This window comes from Natronomonas sp. (assembly GCF_028274965.1).
Classification (GTDB): domain Archaea; phylum Halobacteriota; class Halobacteria; order Halobacteriales; family Haloarculaceae; genus Natronomonas.
The window spans coordinates 20,406-30,518 of record NZ_JAQCNO010000012.1 but is presented as its reverse complement, the minus strand read 5'-3'; the positions used below and the strand labels follow the sequence as shown (position 1 = coordinate 30,518).

Genomic DNA, 10,113 nt, shown 5'->3' with positions numbered 1-10,113 from the left:
GCCATCACCGACACCCCCTGTCGGCGCGGAGAGAGACACGCATCGTTCGTGTGTGTCTGTCGTCGCGCGAATATATGTTTTCACCCGCACGGCGGCGGAACGCGACCGCAAGAGAGCGGGTGAGATCGGGGCGGGGCGGGACGAGACGGAGCGGGGCGATGCGCATATATCGACCGGGACACGACGGTGGGTATGGATCGGCTCCGCGTCGGGATCGCGCTGTTCAACGCGGAGCGGTATCTGGCGGCGCATGAACCCCTCGAGGAGCGGTGGCTCGACGATCCGGCCGGCGAGCGCGAGGCGTGCCTCCAGGGGCTGATCCAGGCAAGCGCCGCCGTGTACAAGTCCCGCCGCGGGAACGACGACGGCGCGGGCGGGCTCGCGGAGGGCGCACGCGCCTACCTGACCGACTGTTCGGTCGTCGACGTCGGGCCGCTCCGGGCGTGGCTCGAGGAGGTCGCCGCCGACCCGGCCGTGGGTCGCGAGACCGATCCCCCGAAACTCCGTCTCGATGGGGACGCCGTCGGGGTCCGCGATCTCGCGCCGGCCGAAATCGCCGCGGCCGCCGAGGCCGTCGCCGAGGCCGACGACGACGAACTGATAACGGCCGCCGCCGGCTACGCGGAACGGGACGTCGCCGACGGGGACGCGACGAGTCCGTTCGTGGCGCTCGCCCGCGAGTGGGTGTGCGATCAGCCCCCGGTGGTGCGACAGCGACTACGAGAGCACGTCGAGCGCCGCTCGATGCGGGAGTCGGACGTCGAGGGGCTGTTCGAGTGAAAAAACGGCGCCGAGGGCGTCACTCGGTCCGCTCGTCGCCGTCCCACTCCGCGGAGTTATCCATCGGCTCGTAGCCGAGCACGTCCTTGGCGCGCTCGATGGAGTAGTACTTCCGGTCGTTATCGGAGATGCCGTAGATGATCTCGTAGTCGTACTCGGCCTCGAGAGCGCGGGCGTGGAGGTGTGCACAATCGCGGTAGGAGAGCCACATCGCCTGCCCGCGCTCGTAGTCGATCGGCGGGTGTCCGCGCGTGAGGTTGCCGATCCGGACGTTACAGACGTCGATGCCGTACTCGTCGTGGTAGTACCGGCCGATCGTCTCGCCGGTGGCCTTCGAGATCCCGTAGTGGTTCCCGGGGCGGGGGAGTTCGGTCCCGTCGAGCCGGAAGTCGTCGTCGGCCCGGTAGAGATCGGGCTCGCGCTCCGTCTCGAAGTGGCCGACGGCGTGGTTCGAGGAGGCGAAGACGAACCGCCCGACGCCGGCGTCGATCGCGGCCTCGTACAGCACCTTCGTCCCGTGGATGTTGTTCTGCAACACGGAGTCCCAGGGGGCGTCGCGGCGGGGGTCGCCGGCGAGGTGGACGATCGCTCCGACGCCCGCACAGGCCTCCGCGACGAGGTCCTCATCGGTGACGTCGCCGACGAGATACGGGTGCTCGGGGTCGAACGGCGGCGGGTTATGAAAGAGGTAGCGCCAGTCGTACTCGTCGGCCAGTCCCTCGCGGACGGCCGTTCCGACCGACCCCTTCGCGCCGGTGAGCAGTACGGTCTCGTCCATTCGTCTACCGAAAGGCGGCAACCGGGTAAGAAACGTGCGGTTCCGGCGCGATCGGGGGCGTCGCACGGGTCGCGCAGCCGCCGTCCCCGGACGGTGAGACGGCGGCGAGGCGTCAGCGCCAGTGTTTGAACAGGAGCCGCTTGACGTCGTCTTTCGTCCGGGCGGGCTCGGTCGAACCGTCCGGGAGGTCCACCTCGTAGGGCTCGTCGCCGCTGGCCTCCCGCCACCGTTCGTCGTGGGCATCAAGCAGGCTCATCGCCTGCTTGAGGGTGTTTTCCGGCGACGCTCCGGCGTCCTCGTCCTCGCGCCCGTCGCCGTCGGAGTGCCCACCGGCGTCGGACCCGGGCCCGGACTCGGAGCCGTCCGCCGCGTCGCCCCGCTGTGTCGCGGCCGCGGCGGCGATGCTGACGGCCTGCTCGTCGCCGATCCCCCTGATCTCCGTGAGGTCGCCCGGGGCCGCCGCGGCGACGTCCGCAACGGTCTCGAAGCCGGCGGCGGCGAGCGATTCGGCCGTCGCCTCCCCGACGCCGTCGATCGTCGTGAGCCCCTCGATGTCCGGCGTCGATCCGTCGGTCTCCGACGGCGGCGTGTACGTATCGAGCAGGTACTGGACCGCGTCTGCCATCGGGACGGTGCCGTACTCGCCGACGTACGCCGCTTCGAGGTCGTCGCGTACCGATTCTAACGCGTCGAGTTGTGCCTCGGAGACGGGGAGATCTGGCATTAGGGCAGATGGGCGCGCCGGCGGACAATAATGTATCGCCGCGAAAAGAGGGCTTATCGGGCCGGCGCCCCGTCCGTGCGTATGGACGATTCGTCGGTCGCGGCGGAGCCCTCAACCGAGAGCGACGCCCGGGCCGAACCCGAAAGCGGGTTCGTCGATGTCCGGAGCGCGCTCGTGGGGCTCGGGTTCATCTGGCTCGCGGCGATGGCGGCGATCGGCGCCGTGCAGGCGGGCGTGTACGGGGTGGTCGAATCGCCCGCGTACCTGCTCGTGAGCGTCGCCGCGGTAGCGCTCGCGGTCGTCGCCGCCCGCGCCTCGCTCCGGACGTTCGGCTACCGGTAGCCGCCCGGCGGGCGAGGCTCCCCGAGCGCGCGGTGATTAATACGTCCGGAGCCCCAAAGGGGAGCAATGACGGAAACGCTCGAAACGGCGACGTTCGGCGGCGGTTGTTTCTGGTGCATCGAGGCGGCCTTCGAGGAGCTGCGCGGCGTCGAAACGGTCACCTCGGGGTACGCCGGCGGCCACGCAGAGGACCCGACCTACGAGGCGGTCTGTTCGGGGAACACCGGCCACGCCGAGGTGGTCCAACTCGAGTACGACCCCGCGGTCATCGGCTACGAGGAGCTGCTCGAGGCCTTCTTCACTATCCACGACCCGACGCAGTTGAACAGACAGGGTCCTGACGTGGGCACGCAGTACCGCTCGATCGTCCTCACGCACGGCGACGAACAGCACCGGACGGCACGGGCGTACATCGACGCCGCGGACGAGGAGTACGACGACGACGTCGTGACCGAACTCGAGCCCATCGGGACGTTCTACGAGGCCGAACAGTACCACCAGAACTACTTCGAGAAGAACCCCAACGACGCCTACTGTACGTTTCACGCGCGGCCGAAAGTCGAGAAGATACGGGAGACGTTCGCGGGGAAGGTCACATCCGACTGAGGGGCGGCCGACGACCGACGGGGAGGTTCGGTAGCGGGCGTTTCGGGCCGCTCCGCTCACGGGTCAGTCTTGCAGTTCCGTCCTAAGGGGCCTCCCGTCCTCCGCCGAAGGCCCGCCTCGGATCGCACACCCGGATTCCCGCGGCGCGTTCGGCCGCCGGTACCGCGACCGCCTCAAGGCGGGCGGGCCGATCCGGCGAAGCAGTGGCCCTCAGGACGTCGTAAACCCACTCGTTGCGTCGTACTCCTCGAGGACCCACTCCAGTTCTTCGATCGCCCGCAGCGTCGCGACCTCGGCGGTGTCCTCGAACTCCGAGGACGGCGGGTCGTAGTCGTCGTACCGCGCTTCGAGTTCGGCGATTCGGTCTCTGATCTCCGATTCGGGTCGCATACGACAAGCAAGCGGCGGCGCGCACTTCGCGTTTGGGGGACGGTCCCGCGGGGAAGGCGCCGCAGGTCGCAGCGCAACGACAAAGCCCCTCCAGCACGTACCGGAGGTATGTCCGAAGCAAACGAGCTACCGAGCACGGACGAGGAGTGGCGGGAGGTCCTCACCGACGAGGAGTACCGGATCCTCCGCGAGCAGGGAACCGAACCGAAGTTCTCCGGGGAGTACCTCGGCAAGGACGACGACGGGACGTACCGCTGTGCCGGGTGCGGGGCCGAACTGTTCGACGCCGAGACGAAGTTCGACTCGAACTCGGGGTGGCCGTCGTTCTACGACGCGAAGGACGGGGCCGTCGAACTCCGCGAGGACCGGAGCCACGGGATGGTCCGGACCGAGGTCGTCTGCGCCCGCTGTGAGGGCCACCTCGGGCACGTCTTCGAGGACGGCCCGGAGCCGACGGGCAAGCGGTTCTGTATGAACTCCGTCGCCATGGAGTTCGACGACGAGTGAGCGGCGTTTGGCAATCCTCAAATACGACCGGGAACAAATCGGGATGAAATGGAACCGAGCGACACCCCCGGCCTGAGCCGGCGTGACCTCTTCCGTGTCGGTGTGGGTGCGACGGCCGCGGCCGCGACGGCGACGGCGGCGTCACCGACCTACGCACAGGAGACCTTCGAGTACGAGGGGTGGTTCGACGACGTCGACAGCTTCGACGGGACCGTCGACATGACCGGCGAGGACGAGGTGACGGTCAACGTCGGCGCGGGGGCGGCCGGTCTGGCGTTCGATCCGCCGGCGATCCACGTCGATCCGGGCACGACGGTCGTCTTCGAGTGGACCGGCGAGGGCGGCGGGCACAACGTCGCCGAGCGCGAAACCGGCGAGCGCTACGAGAGCGAGCGCACCGGCGAGGGCGGATCGAGATTCGACATCACCTTCGACAGCGACGGGATCTCGAAGTACATCTGTATGCCCCACGTCGCCAACGGGATGAAGGGCGCCGTCGCGGTCGGCAGCGGCGAGGGCGCCCCGGAGCTCACGGTCGGCGAGATGGTCGCCGGCTCCGAGGCGGGCGGCGACGGAGGCGGCGAGGGCGAGGGCGGCGGAAGCGACGGCGAAAGCGAAGGCGAAGGCGAAGGCGAGGGTGGGACGAGCATCGATCCGCTCAGCGTGCTTTCGTCACCGTTCGGGCTGTCGGCGGTGATCGCGCTGCTCTCGCCGCTCGTGGTCGCCGTGTTGATGCGGCGCGAGGAGTCCGGCGAGGAGTGAACCCGACCGAGCCGACGTAGCACCGCGATCACAAACCGCGATCGCGGGCGGAGGCGGACCCGGAGCACGGGGAGAACGGACGGGAGCGACCCGGACACCGGGGCCGAGCGGGACCACGGCGCTCCGGCCGGCGCCGCGTCGGGGACCCGGACGGATTTGTACGGGGGCGCACAACGACACCCCATGAGCGATCTCTCGTTGGACGCGGACCAACTCGATCGGTACTCCAGACACATCATCATGGACGAGATCGGCCCGGAGGGCCAGGCGCGGCTCCTCGGCTCGGAGGTCCTCTGTATCGGTGCCGGCGGGCTTGGATCGCCGGTTCTGCAGTACCTCGCGGCCGCCGGCGTCGGGACGATCGGGATCGCCGACGACGACGTCGTCGAGCGCTCGAACCTCCAGCGGCAGGTCATCCACGGCGACGCCGATGTCGGGCGGCCGAAGGTCGACTCCGCGCGGGAGTTCATCCGGCGACAGAACCCGGACGTGACCGTCCGAACCCACGAGACGCGGGTTCGGGCCGACAACGTCGAGTCGCTCTTGGCGGAGTACGACGTCGTCGTTGACGGCTCCGATAACTTCGCAACGAGGTATCTCGTCAACGACGCCTGCACGCTCGCCGGCGTGCCCTTCGCCCACGGGGCGATCCTCCGGTTCGAGGGGCAGGTGGCGACGTTCGAGGCGAACGACGGCGGGCCCTGTTATCGGTGTCTCTTCCCCGAGGCGCCGGAGCCGGGGACGGTCCCGGACTGCGCAACGGCGGGCGTGTTGGGCGTGCTACCGGGCACCGTCGGCTGCATCCAGGCGACCGAGGCGATCAAGCTGTGTCTCGACTACGGCGAGACGCTCGACGGGCGGATGCTGTTTTACGACGCCGAGGACATGTCGTTCCGGGAGGTTTCGATCGAGCCGCGCCCGGACTGTCCGGTCTGCGGCGGCGGGATCGAGTCGGTCCACGACGTCGAGTACGAGGAGCGCTGTGCGATCTAGTTCCCGGGGAGCGCCGGGTCGCGCCGCTTGCGTTTCGTCGCCTCGTGGCGGCGGGCGATCCGCTCGACGGTCTCGGGGTCGACCGCGAGCGCCTCCGCGATCCGGTCGGGGCGCTCGCCGGCCTCGACCAGTCGGCGCAACACGGCGTCGATCACCGCCGGCGGCTCGTCGAACCCGTCGGCGTCCGAACGCCTCGGGTAGAACCCCGTCGCGGCGGGCGCGTCGGTGACGAACGACGGGATCTCGAGGGCCTCGGCGAGCGTTTCGAGCTCCGTCCGGTAGAGGTCGCCGAAGGGGTGGAGATCGGCGGCCCCGTCGCCGTGTTCGGTGAACGACCCGAGGAGCCGGTCGCTCCGGGTGTTCGTCCCGAGGACGAGCCGGTCGGTCGCGTTCGCCGCGACGTACAGCATCGTCATCCGGAGCCGATCGACGAGGGCTTCCCTGACGGTCGGATCGCCGTGGAGGTCGGTGTTCGGGGCCAACTCGCCGAAACAGACCACCAGCTGCTGGAGGTGGACCGTCTCGGTCTCGACGCCGAGCACGTCGGCGACGGTCTCGGCGTCCTGGGCGCTCCGGGAGCCGATCTTGCTGCTCGGCAGGACGAGTCCGGTGACGCGGTCGGGCCCGAGCGCCTCGACGGCGATCGTCGCGGCGACCGTTGAGGCGAGACCGCTGTCGAGCCCGAGCACGACCCCGTCGGCGTCGGCGTCGGCGACGACGGAGCGGACGAACGAGACGCGTTCGGCCCTGAGAGCGTCCGCGTCCTCGCGGAACCCCGGGGGCGAGGCGACCGAATCGGTCATCGCTCGCGGCGGGCGGCGGGCGTCCGGTCGTCCGTCGGTTCGTTTGACATACGTGTACGTTCAATTACATCGGCATAAGCGTTTCGTCGCGGCACGTTTTCCGGATATTTCTTGTATTTCATTCAGTTTTTGCGGACAAACGTCGACGCTCGTGGGTGCGAGGAAACGGTCGAGGGAGCGGTTCCGCCCGAAGCAGCCGTTCGGGAGCCGAGGCCGCGACGAGGGTGTCGCGGGACCGGACCGGCTCGGCGTCGGCGCCGTTCAGACGCGTTCGATCGGCTCCGGCACGAAGCGCTCGCCGTCCCAGCGCCACGCCCCGGTTTCGGGCGCGTCGGCGCCGAGAGAAACGATGACGTAGGAGCGTCCGGGCCACGCCGCGAGTCGGGCGTCGGTCTCGCTCGGTCCGGGCGGGCCCTCGGGGTGGGAGTGGTAGAACCCGACCGTGTCGAGGCCGGCGTCGTCGATCCGTTCCAACAGCGCGATCTCCGCGCTGGCGGCGATCTCATAGCGGGTCCTCGGATCGCCCGCGGCGTTTTCGGCGCGGTAGGCCCGCCGGACGACAGAGCGCCCCTCACGGCGGTCGCCGGCCAGAACGCCGACGACCTCCCTGGGGGCGCCCGACCGGGCGTGGGCGCAGACGGCGTCGCGGATCGGATCGGGAACGACGAGCGTCACGCCGGCGGGTCCGAGAGCGAACGGAGCATCGATTCCTCGGGCGTTTCGACGGCGTCGGGGTGAAGCAGCGACGCGATCGTTTCGAGGGTGTCGACGACCCGCGGGCCGGGGCGGTTCACGAGGTGGTGTCCGTCGACGGCGTAGGCCCGGTTCATCCGGACGGCCCGGAGGCTCGACCACCCCGGCCGGTCGGTCAGATCCGAGAGGTTCTCGAAGGTCTGTTCGATCCCGAACCCGCAGGGGGCGGCGACGAGGACGTCGGGGTCGTACTCGCGGATCGCCGTCCACTCGCGGGGCGTCGACGCGTCGCCGGGGGCGGCCAGTTCGTACGTTCCGCCGGCCAACTCGACCAGCTCCGGGATCCAGTGGCCCGCGACCATCGGCGGCTCGAGCCAGTCCAACACGGCGACGGTCGGGTCGATGGGGCTCGCGTCGACGGCCGTCGAGACGCGATCGACCCGCGCTCGTAGCTCCGCCACCAACTCGTCGGCGCGGTCGGCGCGGCCGAGCGCCGCGCCGATGCGTTCGATATCCGAGAGGATGTCCCCGAGGCTGTGTGGGTCCGTCGTCAGGAGCTCACACTCGAGCCCCAGCTCCTCGATCGCCGTCTCGACGACGACGGTGTCGACCGCGCACACCTCACAGATCCCCTGTGAGATGACGAGATCGGGGTCGGCGGCGGCGAGGGCCTCGCGGTCGATGCGGTAGACGCCGCCGTCGGCGTCGGCCGACTGCACCTGGCTGTCGATCGTCGCACTCGAGGCGTCGGCGTCGATCCGCGAGCGGACGACGGACGGCGCGTCGGCGACGGCGGGCGGGTAGTCGCACTCGTGTGAGGTCGCGACCGGTTCGACGCCGAGGGCGGCGACGATCTCGGTCGCCGAGGGCAGAAGCGACACGACGCGGGGGGCGGTCATCTGTGTTTGACTCCGTGTCAGACCGTTCGGGCGGGCGGACAATCAATCTGCTGGCGCTCGGCGGCGGTCACATCGACTCGGGCGCTTCGACGCCCAGGATCTCGAGGGCGTTGGCGACGGTGTGACGCGCCGCGACGACGAGCGCGAGGCGGGCCGCCTTCGTCCGGTCGTCGGAGGCCGTGACGACCGGACACTCCCGGTAGAAGCCGTTGAAGCGGTCGGCGATCTCGCGGGTGTACGTCGCGATCCGGTGGGGCTGGCGGTCGGCGGCCGCCGCCTCGACGACGCCCGGGAGCCTGGCGACCGTCGCCAACAGCTCGCGTTCGGGGTCGCCCGACAGCGCCGCGGCGTCGAGAGCGGGGTCGATCCCGTCGGCCTCGGCTTCGATCCCCCGACAGCGCGCGTGGACGTACTGGACGTACGGGGCGGACTGGGCCTCGAAATCGAGCGCGCGGTCCCACTCGAAGGTGATCGCCTTCGTCGGCTGTTTGGAGACGATGTCGTACCGGACCGCACCGACGCCGACCTGTCGGGCGATCCGATCGACGTCGGCCCCGTCGAGATCGTCGTCGCGGAGGCGGTCCTCGAGGCGGGCCTGGACCTCCTCGCGGGCGCGGTCGATCGACTCGTCGAGCAGGTCGTCGAGTTGGACGCCCGTCCCGCGGCGCGTCGACATCTTCCCCTCGGGGAGGTTGACATAGGAGTACACCACCGTGTCCAGGCGCTCGGGGTCGTTCCCGAGCTCCGAAAGCGCCGCCTTGAGCTGGCGGGCCTGGAGCTTGTGGTCCTCGCCGAGGACGGTCACGGCCCGATCGTAGTTGTCGAACTTCCACTCGTGGTGGGCCAAATCCCGCGTGGTGTACAGCGAGGTCCCGTCGGCCCGCAGGAAGACGAGGTTCTTGTCGATGTCCTCGAAGGTGAACTGCCAGGCGTCGTTCTCGTACACCGCGTTCTCGTGGGCTTTGAGCCGGGCGACGACGTCGTCCGTCGAGCCGTCGCGCATGAACCGCGTCTCCTTGACGAACTCGTCGAAGGCGGCCGGCAGCCGCCCGAGACACGCCTTCATGCCGCCGAGGACGGTGTCGACGACCTCGGAGACGCGCTCGTAGGTCTCCTCGTCGCCGTCCTCGAGCCCCCGAAGGATCGCCTCGATCTCGGCCTCGGCCGCCTCGACGGCCTCCGGGTCGGCGTCCTGTAGGAACTCGTTGCCTCTCCGGTAGTACCGGACCATCCGGTACTCCTCGCGGTCGCGGGCCGGGTCGGGAAGCTCGGACTCCTCGAAGCGCTCGTAGGCCCAGGTGAACACCGCGATCTGTCGGCCGGCGTCGTTGACGTAGTAGTGTCTGTCGACGTCGTAGCCGGCGTACTCCAGTAGGTTCGCCACGGCGTCGCCGATGATCGGGTTCCGCGCCCGGCCGACGTGGACCGGACCCGTCGGGTTCGCCGAGGTGTGCTCGACGACGACGGAGACGTCACGGGCGGGAAGGGAGCCATAATCGGCCGCCTGTGCCGCCTCGAGGGTGTCGGCGAAGTACGACTCGCTCGGGAAGAAGTTCAGGTACGGGCCGGTCGCCTCGACGCGCTCGACGTACTCGTGGGGCTCGGTGTCGATGTCGGCGGCGAGTGAGACCGCGGCCTGCGGCGGCGCCGTGCCGAGGTCGTCGGCGACCCGGAAGGCGATGCTGGAGGCGAACACCGACGCCACGTCGTCGGGCGGTTCCTCGATGCCGAGGTCGTCGGTGGGAAGGCCGCGGGCCCGGAGCGCCGACGCGACGGCGTCCTCGACGGACTCGCGGAACGGGCGGATCATACATCACGTTTCCGAGCGTCGGATAT

Annotated in this window: 13 protein-coding genes; 6 read left to right on the top strand and 7 right to left on the bottom strand. The window is 69.8% G+C overall.

What is annotated here, in order from left to right; genetic code table 11:
• The first annotated feature begins 192 nt into the window (after window positions 1-192).
• Entirely contained in the window at window positions 193-780 is a 588-nt protein-coding gene (locus Q0916_RS01875; protein WP_299233574.1) for a DUF309 domain-containing protein, read from the top strand.
• Between the two features lie 19 nt (window positions 781-799).
• Here the strand turns inward: Q0916_RS01875 and azf are convergent, their stop codons facing one another.
• The gene (gene azf, locus Q0916_RS01870; protein ID WP_299233571.1) at window positions 800-1,558 is read right to left on the bottom strand and encodes an NAD-dependent glucose-6-phosphate dehydrogenase Azf; all 759 of its coding nucleotides are present in this window, start codon (window positions 1,556-1,558) and stop codon (window positions 800-802) included.
• A 112-nt stretch (window positions 1,559-1,670) separates the two neighbouring features.
• Window positions 1,671-2,282: a helix-hairpin-helix domain-containing protein gene (locus Q0916_RS01865; RefSeq protein WP_299233569.1), complete on the bottom strand. Its 612-nt coding sequence runs from the start codon at window positions 2,280-2,282 to the stop codon at window positions 1,671-1,673.
• An 81-nt stretch (window positions 2,283-2,363) separates the two neighbouring features.
• Between Q0916_RS01865 and Q0916_RS01860 the strand changes: the two genes are divergently transcribed.
• Window positions 2,364-2,624 carry a hypothetical protein gene (locus tag Q0916_RS01860; RefSeq protein ID WP_299233567.1) on the top strand — a complete coding sequence of 87 codons (261 nt, stop codon included), beginning with the start codon at window positions 2,364-2,366 and terminating at the stop codon, window positions 2,622-2,624.
• A gap of 66 nt (window positions 2,625-2,690) precedes the next feature.
• Window positions 2,691-3,230: a peptide-methionine (S)-S-oxide reductase MsrA gene (gene msrA, locus Q0916_RS01855; RefSeq protein ID WP_299233565.1), complete on the top strand. Its 540-nt coding sequence runs from the start codon at window positions 2,691-2,693 to the stop codon at window positions 3,228-3,230.
• 210 nt (window positions 3,231-3,440) lie between these two features.
• Here msrA and Q0916_RS01850 read toward each other — a convergent pair whose 3' ends face one another.
• Entirely contained in the window at window positions 3,441-3,620 is a 180-nt protein-coding gene (locus tag Q0916_RS01850; protein ID WP_299233562.1) for a hypothetical protein, read from the bottom strand.
• A 108-nt stretch (window positions 3,621-3,728) separates the two neighbouring features.
• Between Q0916_RS01850 and msrB the strand changes: the two genes are divergently transcribed.
• The 3 genes from msrB (at window position 3,729) to ubaA (ending at window position 5,882) form a co-directional block, all read left to right on the top strand.
• Complete coding sequence (gene msrB, locus Q0916_RS01845) at window positions 3,729-4,127, top strand: peptide-methionine (R)-S-oxide reductase MsrB (RefSeq protein ID WP_299233560.1); 399 nt, start codon at window positions 3,729-3,731, stop codon at window positions 4,125-4,127.
• 48 nt (window positions 4,128-4,175) lie between these two features.
• On the top strand, window positions 4,176-4,889 hold the full coding sequence (locus tag Q0916_RS01840) for a halocyanin domain-containing protein (RefSeq protein WP_299233557.1): 714 nt from the start codon (window positions 4,176-4,178) through the stop codon (window positions 4,887-4,889).
• A 183-nt stretch (window positions 4,890-5,072) separates the two neighbouring features.
• A complete protein-coding gene (gene ubaA / locus Q0916_RS01835) occupies window positions 5,073-5,882 on the top strand; it encodes an SAMP-activating enzyme E1 (protein ID WP_299233554.1) in 810 nt (269 codons plus the stop codon).
• Here ubaA and nadE read toward each other — a convergent pair.
• The 4 genes from nadE to argS all read right to left on the bottom strand — a co-directional run bounded on the left by nadE (window position 5,879) and on the right by argS (window position 10,087).
• Window positions 5,879-6,685 (bottom strand): NAD(+) synthase, encoded by an 807-nt coding sequence (gene nadE / locus Q0916_RS01830; RefSeq protein ID WP_299233551.1) that lies wholly within the window; start codon window positions 6,683-6,685, stop codon window positions 5,879-5,881. The two genes, ubaA and nadE, sit on opposite strands and share 4 nt — an antisense overlap.
• A gap of 261 nt (window positions 6,686-6,946) precedes the next feature.
• Window positions 6,947-7,360, bottom strand: a complete 414-nt coding sequence (locus tag Q0916_RS01825; protein WP_299233549.1) for a desampylase — start codon at window positions 7,358-7,360, stop codon at window positions 6,947-6,949.
• Entirely contained in the window at window positions 7,357-8,277 is a 921-nt protein-coding gene (locus Q0916_RS01820) for an ABC transporter substrate-binding protein (RefSeq protein WP_299233546.1), read from the bottom strand. The genes Q0916_RS01825 and Q0916_RS01820 overlap by 4 nt, the downstream gene beginning before the upstream one ends.
• Before the next feature lie 67 nt (window positions 8,278-8,344).
• Window positions 8,345-10,087, bottom strand: coding sequence for an arginine--tRNA ligase (gene argS / locus Q0916_RS01815; protein ID WP_299233543.1), 1,743 nt, complete (start codon window positions 10,085-10,087; stop codon window positions 8,345-8,347).
• Window positions 10,088-10,113 lie beyond the last annotated feature (26 nt).